The organism is Nocardioides sp. SLBN-35, assembly GCF_006715725.1.
In the GTDB taxonomy this organism is placed as follows: domain Bacteria; phylum Actinomycetota; class Actinomycetes; order Propionibacteriales; family Nocardioidaceae; genus Nocardioides.
The window spans coordinates 520,364-536,066 of the sequence record NZ_VFNU01000001.1 but is presented as its reverse complement, the minus strand read 5'-3'; the positions used below and the strand labels follow the sequence as shown (position 1 = coordinate 536,066).

15 protein-coding genes are annotated in these 15,703 nt (G+C 71.8%); 2 read left to right on the top strand and 13 right to left on the bottom strand.

What is annotated here, in order from left to right; all coding sequences use genetic code 11:
• Nucleotides 1-95: 95 nt before the first annotated feature.
• Both FBY23_RS02690 and FBY23_RS02685 read left to right on the top strand, forming a co-directional pair.
• Complete coding sequence (locus FBY23_RS02690) at nucleotides 96-1,364, top strand: Ig-like domain-containing protein (protein ID WP_141796731.1); 1,269 nt, start codon at nucleotides 96-98, stop codon at nucleotides 1,362-1,364.
• Between the two features lie 75 nt (nucleotides 1,365-1,439).
• Entirely contained in the window at nucleotides 1,440-2,090 is a 651-nt protein-coding gene (locus FBY23_RS02685; RefSeq protein ID WP_141796730.1) for a class E sortase, read from the top strand.
• Between the two features lie 37 nt (nucleotides 2,091-2,127).
• Here the strand turns inward: FBY23_RS02685 and FBY23_RS02680 are convergent, their stop codons facing one another.
• From FBY23_RS02680 to FBY23_RS02620, 13 genes are all read right to left on the bottom strand, one after another.
• Entirely contained in the window at nucleotides 2,128-2,799 is a 672-nt protein-coding gene (locus FBY23_RS02680) for a hypothetical protein (protein WP_141796729.1), read from the bottom strand.
• Nucleotides 2,796-3,344: a hypothetical protein gene (locus tag FBY23_RS02675; protein ID WP_141796728.1), complete on the bottom strand. Its 549-nt coding sequence runs from the start codon at nucleotides 3,342-3,344 to the stop codon at nucleotides 2,796-2,798. The genes FBY23_RS02680 and FBY23_RS02675 overlap by 4 nt, the downstream gene beginning before the upstream one ends.
• Nucleotides 3,341-4,534, bottom strand: coding sequence for an MCE family protein (locus tag FBY23_RS02670; protein ID WP_160158138.1), 1,194 nt, complete (start codon nucleotides 4,532-4,534; stop codon nucleotides 3,341-3,343). Before FBY23_RS02670 ends, FBY23_RS02675 begins: the two co-directional genes overlap by 4 nt.
• On the bottom strand, nucleotides 4,531-5,631 hold the full coding sequence (locus FBY23_RS02665) for an MCE family protein (RefSeq protein WP_160158137.1): 1,101 nt from the start codon (nucleotides 5,629-5,631) through the stop codon (nucleotides 4,531-4,533). Before FBY23_RS02665 ends, FBY23_RS02670 begins: the two co-directional genes overlap by 4 nt.
• Nucleotides 5,628-6,848 (bottom strand): MCE family protein, encoded by a 1,221-nt coding sequence (locus tag FBY23_RS02660; protein WP_160158136.1) that lies wholly within the window; start codon nucleotides 6,846-6,848, stop codon nucleotides 5,628-5,630. Before FBY23_RS02660 ends, FBY23_RS02665 begins: the two co-directional genes overlap by 4 nt.
• Nucleotides 6,845-7,816 carry an MCE family protein gene (locus FBY23_RS02655; RefSeq protein WP_160158135.1) on the bottom strand — a complete coding sequence of 324 codons (972 nt, stop codon included), beginning with the start codon at nucleotides 7,814-7,816 and terminating at the stop codon, nucleotides 6,845-6,847. Before FBY23_RS02655 ends, FBY23_RS02660 begins: the two co-directional genes overlap by 4 nt.
• Entirely contained in the window at nucleotides 7,813-8,892 is a 1,080-nt protein-coding gene (locus FBY23_RS02650; protein WP_141796724.1) for an MCE family protein, read from the bottom strand. Before FBY23_RS02650 ends, FBY23_RS02655 begins: the two co-directional genes overlap by 4 nt.
• Nucleotides 8,889-10,136, bottom strand: a complete 1,248-nt coding sequence (locus tag FBY23_RS02645; protein WP_141796723.1) for an MCE family protein — start codon at nucleotides 10,134-10,136, stop codon at nucleotides 8,889-8,891. Before FBY23_RS02645 ends, FBY23_RS02650 begins: the two co-directional genes overlap by 4 nt.
• Nucleotides 10,136-10,963, bottom strand: a complete 828-nt coding sequence (locus tag FBY23_RS02640) for an ABC transporter permease (protein ID WP_141796722.1) — start codon at nucleotides 10,961-10,963, stop codon at nucleotides 10,136-10,138. The genes FBY23_RS02645 and FBY23_RS02640 overlap by 1 nt, the downstream gene beginning before the upstream one ends.
• Complete coding sequence (locus FBY23_RS02635) at nucleotides 10,963-11,742, bottom strand: ABC transporter permease (protein ID WP_174245176.1); 780 nt, start codon at nucleotides 11,740-11,742, stop codon at nucleotides 10,963-10,965. The genes FBY23_RS02640 and FBY23_RS02635 overlap by 1 nt, the downstream gene beginning before the upstream one ends.
• On the bottom strand, nucleotides 11,739-12,830 hold the full coding sequence (locus FBY23_RS02630) for a DUF6801 domain-containing protein (RefSeq protein WP_141796721.1): 1,092 nt from the start codon (nucleotides 12,828-12,830) through the stop codon (nucleotides 11,739-11,741). Before FBY23_RS02630 ends, FBY23_RS02635 begins: the two co-directional genes overlap by 4 nt.
• Nucleotides 12,831-13,012: 182 nt before the next feature.
• Nucleotides 13,013-13,855: a metallophosphoesterase gene (locus FBY23_RS02625; protein WP_141796720.1), complete on the bottom strand. Its 843-nt coding sequence runs from the start codon at nucleotides 13,853-13,855 to the stop codon at nucleotides 13,013-13,015.
• On the bottom strand, nucleotides 13,852-15,696 hold the full coding sequence (locus tag FBY23_RS02620; protein WP_141796719.1) for a putative nucleotidyltransferase substrate binding domain-containing protein: 1,845 nt from the start codon (nucleotides 15,694-15,696) through the stop codon (nucleotides 13,852-13,854). The genes FBY23_RS02625 and FBY23_RS02620 overlap by 4 nt, the downstream gene beginning before the upstream one ends.
• Between the last annotated feature and the right edge of the window lie 7 nt (nucleotides 15,697-15,703).

Genomic DNA, 15,703 nt, shown 5'->3' with positions numbered 1-15,703 from the left:
CAGTTTACGAGATGCCTTGTTGACCTTGCCGGCGGGCAGGTGACCTGCAACACTTCCGAGAAACAGCAACGTTTATACCCCCGAGAGGAACATTGATGTTTATCGCTTCACCCCGCCGGCTCGCCGCGGTCACCGCCGGCGGACTGGCCTCGGCCGCGCTGACCGTCGCGTCCTTCGGCGCCCCTGCGCAGGCCGCGGACAGCGTGATCACGATCGACAAGACGTTCAACTACGAGTGTGAGCCGATCATCACTCTCGGTTCGGACTCCGCGAGCCTCGGCCAGCACCCCATCGAGGTTCGCGCGCAGTCCACCATTCCTTCGGTGGCCTACGCGGGCCAGACGCTCGCCGCCACGCCCACCACCATCACCCTGCACATGTCGGACAACCTGTGGCTGGCCAACAAGGCGCTGACGCACGTCGCGAACGCCGTCGACGGGTCCTCGACCGACTCCACGCTCGGCCTGTCGCTGGACGGCGCCGCACCGAACTGGGTGCCGATCGACGGGCTCAGCGTCAAGGACGCTCCCATCCCGGTAGGAGCGGAGAACGATGTCACGCCGCCGACCCCGTGGCTGATCCCCACGGCGGGCATGGTTCGCGCCGTCGCGATCCCGGCAGACGCTGCCGGCAAGGACATCACCCTGCACATGCCGCAGCAGTTCACCGCCCAGGCTCTGATCAAGGGCGGCTGGGTCTACGGCGACAACATGGAGCCGGAGTACGTCAACGTGTCGACTGACATGACCTGCGTGATCGACCAGGCCGACGACACGCTGCTCGACAACCCCGTCCCGATCGAGGAGCCGACGGCGACGACCCTGAGCGCCAGCGCCACTCCTGCGGCCTACGGCGCGTCCTCGACGGTCGCCGTGAACGTGTCCGGCGGCGCCACCGGTCCGGTCGAGGTCCTCGAGGGCAACACGGTCCTGGCACGCGGCACCGTCACCAACGGCGCCGGCTCGGTCAAGCTCCCGGCGACTCTCGCCGCCGGCACCCACAACCTGACCGTGCGCTACCCCGAGGCGTGGGGCTTCCTGCCCAGCACCGGCAGCACCAGCGTCACGGTCAGCAAGGCCTCGGCGTCCATCGCGTCGGCGAAGGTCACCCCGAAGAAGGTCAAGGCCAAGAAGAAGGCTCCGAAGGTGACCGTCAGTGTCGCCGCCCCGGCCGGCGCGACCGGCGCCGTCACGGTCACCCTCAAGGGCAAGACCGTCGGCACCGGCGCCGTCGTCAACGGCACGGCCACGATCAAGCTGAAGAAGTTCAAGAAGGCCGGCAAGCAGACGCTGACCGTCGCCTACGCCGGTGACGCCAACGTCAGCGGCGCGACCACGACCGTCAAGGTCAAGGTCGTCAAGTAGTCCACCCAGAACGAGACCCCGGTGGGGGCGTCGCAGGACGCCCCCACCGGGTTTCGCCTTTTCGTCCAGAGGCCCATGACGACGACCACCACCTCCCGGCCCACGCCCGGACGGCTGCTCTCCGTACTGCTGAGCCTGCTGATCGTCGCCCTGCTCGCCTGGCTCGGCTGGCAGCTGTGGGGGACCAACGTCGTCGCCGAGCACCGTCAGCGCGAGGTCGTCGGGGCCCTCCAGGAGGACTGGGGCGATCGCCAGGGCGACGCGACCGACGATCCGCTGCGGCTGGGCGACGGCTTCGCGGTGCTGCGGATCCCCCGTTTCGGTGCGGACTTCGAGGTCCCGGTCATCCAGGGTGTCAGCGAGGACGACCTCGCCTCGGGGGTCGGGCACTTCTCCGACACCGCGCGGCCCGGCCAGGTCGGCAACTTCGCCGTCGCGGGCCACCGGGTGACCCGTGGGCAGCCCTTCGCGGACTTCCCCTCACTCCGCGTGGGTGACGAGGTCACGGTGGAGACCCGGACCCACCTGTACACCTACGTGCTCGACGACGGCGGTACCGACATCGAGGTGCCGGCGAGCGACACCACCGTGATCCGCCCGGTGCCCGGTCGTCCGAGCGCGGTCCCGAAGCGGGCGCTGATCACGCTGGTGACCTGCGCGGACCTGACCACGACCGAGGACCGCTCGATCGTCCACGGGCACCTGGTCGCGAGCACTCACCTCTGACCCCGGCCCTGGGAGGGCTGGGAGGAGCCGGCCGGGATCAGAGGGAGACGGAGTCGCTGACCAGCCAGGTGCCCTTGACGCGGGTCATGGTCAGCACCGTGCGGATCTCGATCGGGTCGAGGTTCTTGCCCTCCCCGGTCCGCTCCTGGTCGACGAAGAGCAGCACCCGCACCGTCGAGGTGGAGCACTCCTCGCCGCACTCGACGACAGCGACATCGCGCACGGTCGCGGTCACGACCAGCTGACGCTGCTCGGCGAGCGACACCACGGTGGGGACGACCTCGGCGAACTCCTTGGCGAAGCCCGGCGTCATCCGTCCCTGGGCGGCCTCGAGGTCCGCGGCGACGGTGGCATGCGCGTAGCTGAGGATGTCCTCCGCTGCGGTCGCGGCCGCGGAGGCCGCTGTCTCCTGCGCGGCTGCCTGGTCCGCGGCACGGGCGTCGCGGTCAGCACGCTCGAGGGTGGCGACCGTGCCGAAGGCCGCACCGGCGACGCTGGCCGCCAGCAACGGAGCCAGCCAGCGCCAGCTCCGCCGCGGGACCCGCGGCCCCCGACGCTCCGAGCGCGCCGCAGGAGCGACGAGGACGGGCTCGGCCTCCGGCGCGGTCTCCGCGGTCCGTACGCCGACGGCCTGGCCCGCCGGCTGACCCGCGACGCGGGGACGGCGCCGGGGTGCGGCGCTGGATCGCCGTGGCTGCCGGATGCTCACTCGTCGCCCGCCTCGTCGGTCGCCGCGGCCGCCTCGACGGCGCGGAAGTCGTCGACCAGCCAACGGCCCTTCTCCCGGACCAACGACACCTCCCAGCGCAACCGCGGCGGGTTCGTCAGCAGCCCTGCCGGCGTCGTCTCGGCGTCGACGGCCACCAGCACCTGGGCGGAGTCGGAGTCGATGCTGTCGACGGCGGCCTGCCGGACCTTGCCACGGCTCTTCAGGCCGGTCTCGGCGTAGGCGGCCAGCAGTCCGTCGGTCGAGGTCCGGAACTGCTCGGCGAACGGCGCGGTCAGCAGGGAGGCGACCCGGTCGGTGTACGCCGTCACGTCCGTGACGTCGTAGGTGTTGACGCTCGTCGCGAACCGCGACGCCGCAGCGACGGCGTCTGCCCGCGCAGCGGCCTGCTCCTCCTGCGCGGGCACCGGGCGCAGCAGCGCCCAGACCCCGACGGCGACGCCGGCGACCAGCACCAGTCCCAGCAGGAGCGCGACCGGCCGCGCAGCGGCCCAACGCTCACCGGACTCGCGCTCCGGTCCGTTCACTCCTGCACTGCCGCTCCGACCACCAGTGATCGCCACGACTCACCTCCCTCGTCCGTCGCCGCCTTCTCGGGAACTCCCACCCCGGGCAGCAGTCGCTTCGTCGTCTCGTCGTAGGTCGCCACGATGCGCGGCGCGGTGCATCTGCCCGCCTCTCCCGTCCGCTCCGGAGAGCCGGGGGAGGTGTCGAACGGCGGACGAACAGGCGTCCCGTTGGTGCAGACGTCCGGCTCGGGCTGCATCGAGAGGCTGAAGCGAGCGGCGTACTTCCCGGTCGCGGGGTCCTTGGCGAGGATCGAGTACGCCCCCTCCAGCCCGTAGGGCGCCAGCACCAGCACGCCCTGGATACCGGGCAGGTGGGCCCGCACGACGCGGTTGGTCGTGATCATCCTGTCCACCAGGCGGCCGAGGGACGTGGCGTTCTCCGCGATCACGGCCTCCAGGGTGCGGGCGGCCGACGCGCCGTCGTCGATGACCCGACGCAGGTCGGGGTCCGCGGCGCGGATCGCTCCCGAGAGCAGGGAGAGCTCGTGCACGAAGGTGCGGATGTTGTCGCCGTGGTCCACCTGGGCCTGGAGCGCGACCCGGGAGTCCCGGATCAGCTGGGCGGTGACCTCGTACTTGTCCTGTGCGGTCGCGATCACCTCCGAGGACGACTCGATCAGCCGGCGCAGCTGGGGGCCGGTGCCGGTGAAGGCGACGCCGAGCTCGTCGACCACGGTGCGCAGGTCGTCGGTGGAGACAGACGCCACGAGCGCGTCCAGGTTGGTGAGCAGGGCGTCGGTGCGCACGGGGATCTTCGTCGCGCTGCGGGCGATCTGGGAGCCGTCGCGCAGGAACGGGCCGCCGTCACTGCGCGGCTGGAAGTCGAGGTACTGCTCGCCGACCGCGGACTTGTTGGCGACGACGGCGATCGTGTCGGCGGGGATCCGAGCCGAGCGCTCGATCTCCACCTGGGCGTCCACGCCGCCGGCGGTGAGCGTCATCGTGCGGACCCGGCCCACGCTGACTCCGCGGTACGTCGCGTCGGCGCCGGCGAAGATGCCGCCCGAGTCCGCGAGGTGCACCGTCACGGTGTAGCCGCCCCGGCCGAGGAGCCGGCCCACGTCGGCGTACCGGGCACCGATCCAGGTGGAGCCGGCGACGGCGAGCACCAGCAGGGCGACGAGCTGGGTACGGAGGGTCGGCTTCACTGGACCGCGCTCCCTGCCACGACCGACGCCACGCCGTCCTGGGACTGCAGCCAGGTGATCATCGCGTCCCGTTCGGCGGGGGTCATCGCGGCGAACGTCTTGCCGAAGTCGGTGGTGAAGTCCATGACCGTGTTGAGGTAGTCACCGGTCGCCGTCTGCGCCGCCCGCTCGGGCGTGTTGCCCACCACGGCGTCGGGGAACGGGAACGTCGGGAGCACGCGCAGGGCGTCGATCAGGGCGTCCCCACTGCGAGCCAGGTGGGCCACGATGGGGGCCAGCCGCCGCAGGTCCCGCACCGTCGCGGCATGGGACTTGTCGATGACCTCGGTCGCGACGTCGCTGAGCGAGGTGAGGGACGAGATCATCTCGACCAGGTCGTCGCGCTGGGAGTCGAGAACCCGGAGCGCGGCCGGCAACCGGTCCAGCGCCGACTCGATCGCCGTGGTCTGGCTGCGGGTGGCGCCGGCCAGGCGGTCGATCTGCCGCAGCGCCTTGACCAGGTCCCGCTTGGAGTCGTCGGCCGTGCCGACGATGGTGTCGAGGCGGCGCAGCAGGATGCGCAGGTCGCTCTCGCGACCCTCGATGGTGTCGTTGAGCTCATGGGTGATCGCAGAGAGCTTCGCCACGGATCCGCCGTTGAGGACCATCGACAGGGCGCCCAGCACCTGCTCGATCTCCGGGTTCTGGCCGGTGCTGGCGATCGGGATCGCGTCCCCGTCGCCGAGCCGCCCCGACCCGCCGTCGGCGGGCGGCGCGAGGGACACGAACTTCTCGCCGAGGATGCTGGTCTGCCGGATGCTCGCGGTCGCGTCGTCGGGCAGCGTCACGTCGCCGTTGATCAGCAGCCGCACCCGCGCGTGCCATCCGTCCAGGGAGACGTCGGTGACGCGGCCGACCGAGACGTCGTTGACCTTGACCGCGCTCTGCGGGACCAGGTCGAGCACGTTCTCGAAGTCGACCGTGACCGAGTACGGCCGGTCGCCCACGTCGGCGCCGCCGGGCAGCGGCACGTCGCCCACCGAGCCGGAGCAGCCGGCCAGGGCCACGGCGAGCGACAGGATGGCGGGTACGGCGGCCCGCGCACGGACGGCGGTCACGGGGCAACTCCCATCAACGCGTCGATGCCACCGGCGTCCGCCGTCCGCGACGACGCACCGGACGTGCCCGCCGAGGCGGACGACCCCGACCCGGCGGGGGCCAACTGCTGGAGCACCCGCCCGACGGCGTAGCAGGCGTCGGCCTGGTCGGGGTTCTGCTCCACCGCCAGGCCGCAGTAGGCCGCGACCACCGCGGGCTGGGTGAGCAGTGAGAAGTCGTCGCTGTTCGGCGACTTGAGCAGGCCGCGGGTGTCGAGAGTGCCCGTGGCGGGGTTGTAGGCGGAGACGAGGTGCGTGATCGCGTCCGGGCCGCCGACCAGCACGTCGGCCAGGTGCTCCTTGTTGCGGGCCAGGGTCTCGGCCACCTCGGACAGGCCCTTGACCGTCCCCTTGAGGGACGCCCGGTTCCGGGCGACGTACCTCTCGACCTCGCCGAGCGAGCCGGCCAGGGAGGACAACGCGGCCGTCAGGTCGTCGCGCTCGCCGGAGAGCACCTGGGAGACCGCCGACAGGCTGGTGTTGAACTCGCGGACCGCGGCGTCGTTGGCGTCGAGCATCTGCACGAAGCCGGCGAGCTTGGTGATCGCCTCGAAGAACTCGTCCTTGTTGTCGGCGAAGGTGCTGCTGAGCTCGGACAGTGCGCTGATCGACTTGTTGAGCTCGGCGCCCTGCCCCTCGAGGTTGCGCGCACCGTTGCTCACCAGTCGCGACAGCGCTCCTTCGCGGTTCGCTCCGCCCGGGCCGAGCGCAGTGGCGAGCTGGTCGAGCGCCGCATAGGTCTCGTCGAGCTCGACGGGAACCTCGGTGCGCGCCTGGTCGAGGAAGGAGCCGTCGGCGAGCTTCTCGCCTCCCTCGTAGGCGGGCGTCAGCTGGACGAACCGGTCGCCGACGATCGCGGGAGACACGATGATGGCGTGCACGTCCTCGGGCACCGGGTAGCGCGCGTCCCAGGAGAGCTCGACCCGCACCTTCGTCCCCATGGGGGTCACGGAATCGACGGTGCCGACGGTCACCCCGAGGATCCGGACGTTCGAGCCGGGGTAGAGCGAGACCGTCCGGCTGAAGTCGACGGTCAGGTGCTGCTGGCGCTCCCCGGGCCACAGCCGGATGACGCCCGCTCCGGCGAGCGCGACCGTCACGACCACCGCGAACAGGGTCACCACGCCCAGGACCACCCGCGGCCGGATCCGGCTCCCACGCGACTCGACGGCACTCACAGCCCCGGCACCCCCAGCATGCTCATCAGGTTGTAGATGAAGCCGTCGATCCACGGCCCGTTCCCGGTCGCGCTGTTGACGCCGTCGTAGAACGTGGGCAGCGTCTCCAGTGCGGTGTCGATGCTCTTCTCATTGGCCTCGAGGACGTCGAGCACACTGTCGAGGTGGACCAGCGTCGGCTTCAGGGTCGCGTTGGTGTCGCGCACCAGGCCGCGCAGCTGGCTGCTGAGGTCACGGACGGCGACGAGCAGGTCGTGCACGGCCTGCCGGCGCGCGGTCAGCGCCGCGAAGAGCGTGCCGCCGTCGCGGAACAGCCGGGCGAGCTCGCCCTTGCGCGCGTCGAGGGTGTCGGCGACGCCGGAGAGGTTCTTGAGCAGCGCGTCGATCTGCTCGTCGCGCTTGACGAGGTTCTGCGAGAGCCGGGTGATGCCGTCGACGGTGCCGCGGAACCCGTCCGGGGTGTGCTCGCTCGCGTCGGCGAGCACGTCCATCGCGTGCGCGAGCTGGTCGGTGTCGATCTGCTGGGTGGTGGTCGTCAGGTCGGAGAACGCCGCCACGACGTCGTACGGCGGGGTGGTCCGCGAGGTCGGGATGGTGTCGCCCGCATCGAGGCGGCCGGCGCCCTTGGGCTCCAGCGCGACGTACATCGTGCCGAGCAGGGTCTTGATCCGGATGGACGCCTCGGTGTCCGCCCGGAGCTGGTCGGCGTGGTCGCTCACGGTGAACGACACCGTCACGGTGGCGCCGTCCAGATCGAGCGCGGTGACCTTGCCGACCCGGACGCCGGCCATCCGGACGTCGTCACCCTTCTTCAGGCCGCCGACCTCGGTGAACTGCGCGCGGTAGGTCGCACCGTCACCGATCACCGGCAGGTGCTTGGCGCTGAGGGCCAACGCCAGGCCGAGCGCCAGGATCGCGACGCCGACGACGCCGACGACGGTGGGGTTGCGGTCACGCACGGGTTTCATCGGCATCGCTCCACGCCCTCTCCCTCCACCTTCACCCGCGTCGTGGTGAAGAGCTCGCGGCGCTGCTGCCAGCCCTGGACCGTCGGCAGTGCCGGCAGCGACCCGCGCACACCGATCTCGCAGATGTAGAAGTTGAAGAAGGAGCCGTACGCCATCGCGTCGGTCAGCCGGTCGAGCTTGATCGGCAGCACCTTCATGGTCTGGTCGAGGCGGGTGCGTGCCGAGGGCGTGTCGAGACTGGCGCTGAGCGTGGCGAGCCCCGCGAGGTCGTCGGCGAGCGGCTGCCTGATGTCGCCGAGCAGGTGCGCGGTGGAGTCGGCCAGGTCAGCGATCGGGTCGAGCCCGTCGAGCAGCTTCCCGCGGTCGGCGGCCAGCCCGGTGATCAGCTGCTGGAGCGTCGAGATGGTGTCGGCCAGCTCGGTGTCGCGGTCGTTGAAGGTCGTGAGGACGGCGGTGAGGTTGCCGATCAGGTCACCGATCAGGCGGTCGCGGTCGGCCAGCGTCCCGGTGAGCGAGGCGGTCCGGTCGAGCAGGGAGGCGACCGTGCCGCTCTCGCCCTGGAACACCTGGATCAGCTCGAAGGCGAGCTGGTTGGTCTGCTCGGGGTCGAGGGCCCGGAACAGTGGCTTGAACCCGGCGAACAGCGCCGTCAGGTCGAGGGCGGGCGTGGTCCGGGCGAGCGGGATCGTCCCGCCCGCGCGCAGCGCCCGCCCGCGGCCCTCGACGCCCGGGCTCAGCGACAGGTAACGCTGGCCGACCATGTTGCGATAGCGCAGCGCGGCCACCGTCGCGTCGGTGAGGGTGACCGAGGAGTCGACCGAGAAGCCGACCACGGCCTCGGTTCCGCGGCGGACGTGGATGTCGGTCACCCGGCCGACGCGGACACCCGCGATCCGGACGTCGTCACCGCTCACCAGGCTGGTCGCGTCGGAGAAGACCGCCTGGTACCGGGTGCGCTCGTCGAACGAGGCGTTGCCGATGACCATCGCGATAGCGGTCGTCATCAGGGCGGTCGCCACGAGGAAGCCGAGCAGCTTGACCAGCGCTGCCACGCTGGTCCGGTCCCAACGGTTCATCGGACGCTCACCTCCGCACCCTCCAAGGCGGGTGCCGCCAGGTCCGTGGCCAGGTCGGGGATCTCGCCAGGCTCCACGCCCGCCGCTCCGGCGACCAACGCGGTGACCATGCTGCGCCGGTGGTCGGCGATGCCGAAGAGGGCGAGAACCTCGGCAGGGGCGCCGGGCGCGGGCCGGTCGGCGTCGTACGGCGGGGTGGGCAGGGTGCGGCAGCCCGGGCCCGGGGCGCGGCCGACGGCGGGATAGCGCGGGTCCTCCCCTGCGCCGTACCCGGTCGCCGACCGCGGTCCGAACTCGATCGAGACGTGGGCTCGCTGGTCGCGGAAGGCGTCGTCGAGGCGGGGCATGAGCCCCTTGATGCCGTTCAGCACGCAGCTCAGCGTCGGCGCGTAGCGGGCCAGCAGGTCGAGTGTCGCCTGCGACTCGTCGGCGAGGGTGATCAGCTGGTCGCCGTGGTCGTCGAGAAGGGCGTCGGCGGTGTCGGCCAGCTTGTCGACCCCGGCGAAGAGCCTGGTGATCTGCTGCTCCTTCGCGACCACGGTGTCGCCGGTAACCACGGCGTCGGCGAGCAGGTCGCCGATCTCGGGCATCGCGTCGCCGTAGGTCTCGGACACCTCGCCGAGCGCGACGATGTCGTCGACGAGCTCGTCGCTCAGCGGCTCGAGCTTCACGAGGTAGGCCTCGAGCTCGTCGAGCGAGGCGCCCAGGTCGTCGCCCTGGCCGTCGAGCGCCTCGGAGAGCGCGGTGAGCGTCGCGGAGAGCTGGGCCGGCTCCACCGCGGTGAGCAGCGGATAGGCGTCGTCGAGCAGCCGCTCGACCTCGGCCGGGATCGTGCCCTGGCGGATCCGGGCGCCGGCGGCGATGGCCCGGCCGCCCGATCCGGAGACCGGGCGCAGGTCGACGTACTTCTCGCCGAACAGGGTCTTCGGCACGATGAACGCCTCGACCTGGGCCGGGATCGTGGCGGCGAGGTCGGGGTCGAGCCGCAGGTCGATCTCCGCGGCGCCACCGTCGACGGCGATGGTCTCGACCCGGCCGACGATCACGCCGCGCAGCTTCACGTCGGCGTTCTTGCTCAGGGCGAGGCCGACACGCTCGCTGACCACCGTCACCGGCACGTCGTCGCTGAACCTCTTGGTGAAGACCGCGTGGGTCAGCCAGAGGATCGCCAGTATCAGGGCGAGGAAGACGATGCCGCTGGTGCGCACCACGCCGGTGCGCTGGTGCAGCGCGACGCGGGCCATCAGCCGGCCAGCCTGACGGTGGTGGTCGTGCCCCAGATGGCCATCGACAGCAGCAGGTCGATGACGTTGATCGCCACGATCGAGGTCCGTACGGCGCGGCCGACCGCGATGCCGACCCCGACCGGACCCCCGGTCGCGTTGTAGCCGTAGTAGCAGTGCACCAGGATCACCACGACGGCGAAGACCAGCACCTTGACGAACGACCACGCGATGTCGGCCGGGGGCAGGAACAGCGTGAAGTAGTGGTCGTAGGTGCCGCTGCTCTGTCCGTAGGCCAAGGTCACGGTCAGTCTGGTCGCGGCGTACGACGACAACAGGCCCGCGACGTAGAGCGGGATCACCGCGATCAGCCCGGCGATGACCCGGGTCCCGACGAGGTAGGGCAGCGAGCGGATCGCCATCACCTCGAGGGCGTCGACCTCCTCGGAGATCCGCATGGCGCCGAGCTGCGCGGTGAAACCGCAGCCCACGGTGGCCGCGAGCGCGATGCCGGTGACGAGCGGGGCGATCTCGCGGGTGTTGAAGTAGGCGGAGAAGAAGCCCGCGAAGGCACCGGTGCCGAGCTGGTTGAGTGCGGTGTAGCCCTGGAGGCCGACCTCGGTGCCGGTGAAGAAGGCCATCGCGACCACGACGCCGACGGTGCCGCCGATGACGGCCAGCGCCCCCTGCCCGAAGGCGACCTCGCCGAGCAGCTGGAAGGTCTGCCGCGGGTAGCGGACCAGGGTGCCCGGCAGCCAGGAAACGGCGCGCGCATAGAAGACGAGGTGGTTCCCCAGCTCGTCGACGAGACCGGTGGAGCGACGACACAGGGAGTCCAGGGTCGCCATCACAGGGCCTTCGCCGGGATGATCTGGAAGTAGAGCGTCGTCATCACGAAGTTGGCCACGAAGAGCAGCAGGAAGGTGATCACGACGGTCTCGTTGACCGCCTGGCCGACGCCGCGTGGGCCGCCGCCGGCGTTCATCCCCTGGAACGCCGCACACACGCCGGCGATCAGCCCGAACACCAGTGCCTTGACCATGCCCTGCCACAGGTCGGGCAGCTGGGCGAGGGCGGTGAAGCTCGCCAGGTAGGCACCGGGGGTGCCGCCCTGCAGGATCACGTTGAAGAAGTAGCCGCCGAGAACCCCGACGAAGCTGACCAGACCGTTGAGGAAGACCGCGACGAGCATGCTGGCCAGCACGCGCGGCACCACGAGGCGCTGCACCGGGTCGATGCCCATCACCATCATTGCGTCCAGCTCCTCGCGGATCTTCCGCGCGCCCAGGTCCGCCGCGATCGCAGATCCCCCCGCGCCCGCGACCAGCAGGGCGGTGGCGATCGGGCCGGCCTCACGCACGATGGCGAGCACCGCTGCCGAGCCGGTGAAGGACTGCGCACCGAACTGCTGGATCAGGCTCCCCGCCTGCAGCGCGATCACAGCGCCGAACGGGATCGCCACCAGCGCCGTCGGGACGATCGTGACCGACGCGAGGAACCAGGCCTGCTGGACGAACTCACGCACCTGGAAGGGGCCGCGGAACAGCGCCAGGAACGCGTCGGCGCCGAAGGCGAAGAGGCGACCTGCAGCGGTGAAGGGTCGTCCGGCAACGGCGAGGGCGCTCACCGACGCGAGGGGCTGCGTCGCCGGACGGCCACCGCGATCCGGGCGAGCACAGCGGCTGCGAGCACGCCGAACACCCAGCCGCCGACCGGGGAGCCGGTGTCCGCGAGGGCTTCGGTCACCACGATGTCGCCAGCGCCGTCGGCCTTGTCGTGGCTCCAACCAGCGGGGTCGTAGCCGTCACCCTCGGGTGTCGGGCTGCCGGGATCGACACCGGCGCCACTCGGGTTCGGCGTACCCGGGTCGGTCGGAGTGCCCGGGTTTCCGGGGTTGCCCGGGTTTCCGGGATTGCTCGGGTTGCCGGTGCCGCCACCGCGGACTCGTTGGACCCAGGTCGGCTCCGTCGAGCGGTCGACCGCCGGAAGGGGGCACGCGCTGGTGCTGCAGCCGGCGCCGACCTCGATCGTCCCGATCACGCGCTGGGCGGCGGTGTCCGCCAGCCGGTAGCAGTCGAGGTCGGTCTCGGCGATCGAGCCCAGCACAGGCGGATCGAGCTTGGCGTGGATCTGGAAGTAGAAGGGCAGCGAGACGTAGACCAGGCCGTCGCCACCGATGCTCGGCGCGGTGAAGGACGCGACGCTGCCGTCGACGTCGGCGATCGTCATCGACCCGGTCGCCGGGACCGCCTGGAGCGGAGCCGAGAGGTTCTGCACAGGACGGCTGACGGTCTGCTTGGCGCCGCTGCTGGCCACCCCCTCGAGCAGCACGTCCGAGGTCGCACTGCCGCCGAGTCGCTCCACCCTTCCGGTGGGACCGTTGGTCGGCAGGATGCGGATCTTGTCCATGAGCGCAACGGGCATGACGAGGTCGAGGGACGCGGGGACCGTCGGGATGCTCTCGCCGCCGTCGAAGCTCGAGGGCACCGTGGCGCGTGCGTTGACGACGAACTTCTGCGGGCCGCCGACGGTCGCGTCGATCACGGAGTTCTTCGCCTTGCAGGCGTACTCGACGCCGCTCACGCTGATCTCCTGGTCGGGCCCGAGGTCGGCCCGAGCCGTCGGGACCGGAGCGCCGAGCAGCACCAGCGCCGTCATGCCGAGCGTCGCCGCAACCGGGCCGACCCGCATCCGCCGTCCTGCACGAACCTTCACGCGCTCGTCCCCTCCCAAGGATCTGCCCCCGACGAGTAGCTGTTACTCGCGGGTATAAGAAACAACAGTGTTTACCGATCTGTCAAACAGATTGGTGAAACCTCTCGTCACGTGTCCGTCACCGGGGCGCGTGAACGGGGTCACACCCTACCGCTTGATAAACACTGGCGTTCCTCGCCGTGCTACCGGATCACCTCGACGACCGCCCGAGGTCCGCCGACCACCCAGGCCCGCCAGGGTGAGCGCGGGGTGACCCGGTGGTCCGGGTCGACGCCGACGATCCGGCCGCCCGGCAGGGTCAGCGTGACGTGCCGGTCCTCCTCGTCGAGGCGGGCGTGGGCGGCGAGGTCCGGTGGGAGCCGCCAAGTGCCGGCGTCCCAGTCCCAGGCCGACGAGTGGCCGTGCACCTGGCTGAACGGCAGTGTCCTCCCGGCCCAGGAGATCGCCAGCTCGCTCGCGGCGGCGGCCCACAGCGGACCGGCCAGCGGGTCGGGGTCGCGGCCCTGCATCATGGCGCCGGCGCGGAACAGCGCGGGATCGTCACCGAGCGCGCGGATCGCGGCGACCGCCTCCGCCACGCCGTCGGGCGCACCCAGCACCGACCGCCAGAACGCCGAGGTCGCGCCGGCGTGGGTGACGAGGAGCTGCTCGCCGTCGACGGACAGCCCGACCGACGGGACCATCAGGCCCTCGCGCCACCACGCCTGCACGCGGTCCGAGGCTCGCGGGTCCAGCGCGGGCGACCACTGGAAGGCGGCGCGGCGGACGTACTGCGCCTCGTGGTTGCCGATCAGCTGCACCCACTGCCCGGGCTGCTGGCGCAGGTATCCGTCGACCTGGCGCACCACCTCCTCGGACTCCGGCCCGCGGTGGACCAGGTCACCGACCTGCACGATGCTCAGGCCGGGCGGGAGCGGACCCCGCCCCTCGTCCGGTACGCCGAGCCGGGCCAGCTCGGCGCGCAGCTCGCCGAGGTGCCCGCCGACGTCGCCGATCACGGCCACCCGCGGTGACGGCGCGGTCATCGGCCCCAGCGCTCCGGGTCGTCGTACAGCGCGATGTTGTCCATCCGCCGCTGTACGGCGGCGATCTCGCGGACCGCTCGGGTGATGATGCTGCGGTCGATCGCGGAGACCGCGTGCAGGTCGACCAGGTCGCTGGGGACCCGGCCCTGCTCGACCTGGCGCAGCTGGTGGCGCAGCCGGACCCGCTGCAGCGTCTCGAACACCTCGACCAGGGCGAGCGCCTGCGGGGCCGGGAGGGCGGTCGTGCCGGAGGCGGCGCGGAGCCGCTCGGTGGTCGGCAGCGCGGACGACCCGACGCTCAGCGCGGCCCACCGGGCGAGGTTGACGATCGGCAGCAGGGCATGGGTCTTGAGGTCGAAGTGGTCGCGGCCACGGCCGGCGACGAGGTCGCGCAGCGAGCGCATCCGGGCCCGCCGCGACAGGGACTCCTGGAGCAGCAGCCGCATCGTGCCGGGGTGCCCGCGCATCCCGGCGACCACCTGCGCCACCGCCGGCAAGCCGGGGTCGCCGTAGATCGGGCGGCCGTCGACGAGCAGCGAGGTCATCATCGCGCCGTTGTTGCGGTCCGGCGCGGCCAGCCACTGCTCCCCCGCCGCGCGCCAGGCCGCGTTGGTGCGGGAGAAGGCGTCGCGGGCCGCCGTGGCACCGTGCTGGTCGCCGGTGAGACCGGCAGCGGCGAGGGCGTCGGCGATCTCGCCGAAGACGTGCCGGTAGCGCACGATGTCGTCGGCCGTCACCGCGTCGTCGAACGCGGCGGCCGAGTCGATGTCGGAGCTGGGGACCGCCTCGCCACGGCCGTTGCTGCCCAGCGAGAGCCAGGTGAACGCGTCCGGGTCGAGGGCGGGATGGCGGGCGAAGGCGAGCTCGATCATCCGGCGCACGGTCGTGTCGAGCATCGCCGTGTGCACCCGGATCACCTTGCCGGACGCGAGCCCACCGTCGAGCAGCGTCGCCAGCACGCCGGGGATCCCCCGCGCCCGCTCCTGCAGCTCCTCGACACTCGCGGCGCGGCGCAGCTGCTCGTGCAGGGACACCCCCGCGGTCGTCGACGACACCACGAAGTCGCGCGGCTCGACCGAGCCGCGCAGGGTGCCGTCACGGTCGACGACGAGCACGTAGTCGGCCTTCCGGTCGAGCAGCAGGATCAGCGCCTCGGCGGCCGAGGACCCGCTGACCACCTGGTGCGGGGTCTCGCCGGCAACCAGCTCGCCGACCGCCGTGCCGGCGGCGACGTCACCGGCCAGCACCCGCTCGCGCAGCACCCGGTCGGTCACCATCCCCCAGCCCTGCGGCAGCCGGACGGCGGCGTACCCGTGCCGGGCGGCGGTCATCGCCCGCGCGACGTCGACCACCGGCTCGGTGGGGTCGACGACGACCGGCTCGCTGACGACGAGCTCGTCCACGACGACGTACGCCGGGGACTCCGAGGCGGGCGGCCCCGCCAACCGGTCCGGTACGACGACCGGCCGGTCCCCCGCCAGCAGCTCGGAGACCCGGGCGGCGGGGAGCCGGATCACGGTCACGGGGCCGGCGGCGACCGCCAGCGGCCCGATCGCCCGCCCGGTCAGGGTCGCGTCGAGGCCGAACACGTCGTGCGGCCCGAGCACGAAGTCGGGTTCCTCGGGCTCGCCCTCCGGGTCGACCCACAGCGCGACCTCGCCCGCCACGACGACGAAGACGTGCCGCGGGGTGGCCGTGAACGCGTCGAGCAGCACCTCCTGGTCGGCGTGCTCCTCGACCTTGGCGGCGCTGCCGAGTGCGGCCACCTCGGCGTCGGCGAGCTGGTCGAACGGCGGGGTGGCCCGGAGGGCGGCGAGCACCTCGGGCGAAGGAACCGGCACGGGTGCG

Coding starts and splice junctions, on each gene's coding strand:
- FBY23_RS02690 (WP_141796731.1), top strand. CDS start 96: ATGTTTATCGCTTCACCCCGCCGGCTCGCCGCGGTCACCGCCGGCGGA.
- FBY23_RS02685 (WP_141796730.1), top strand. CDS start 1,440: ATGACGACGACCACCACCTCCCGGCCCACGCCCGGACGGCTGCTCTCC.
- FBY23_RS02655 (WP_160158135.1), bottom strand. CDS start 7,816: ATGAAACCCGTGCGTGACCGCAACCCCACCGTCGTCGGCGTCGTCGGC.
- FBY23_RS02650 (WP_141796724.1), bottom strand. CDS start 8,892: ATGAACCGTTGGGACCGGACCAGCGTGGCAGCGCTGGTCAAGCTGCTC.
- FBY23_RS02645 (WP_141796723.1), bottom strand. CDS start 10,136: ATGGCCCGCGTCGCGCTGCACCAGCGCACCGGCGTGGTGCGCACCAGC.
- FBY23_RS02640 (WP_141796722.1), bottom strand. CDS start 10,963: ATGGCGACCCTGGACTCCCTGTGTCGTCGCTCCACCGGTCTCGTCGAC.
- FBY23_RS02625 (WP_141796720.1), bottom strand. CDS start 13,855: ATGACCGCGCCGTCACCGCGGGTGGCCGTGATCGGCGACGTCGGCGGG.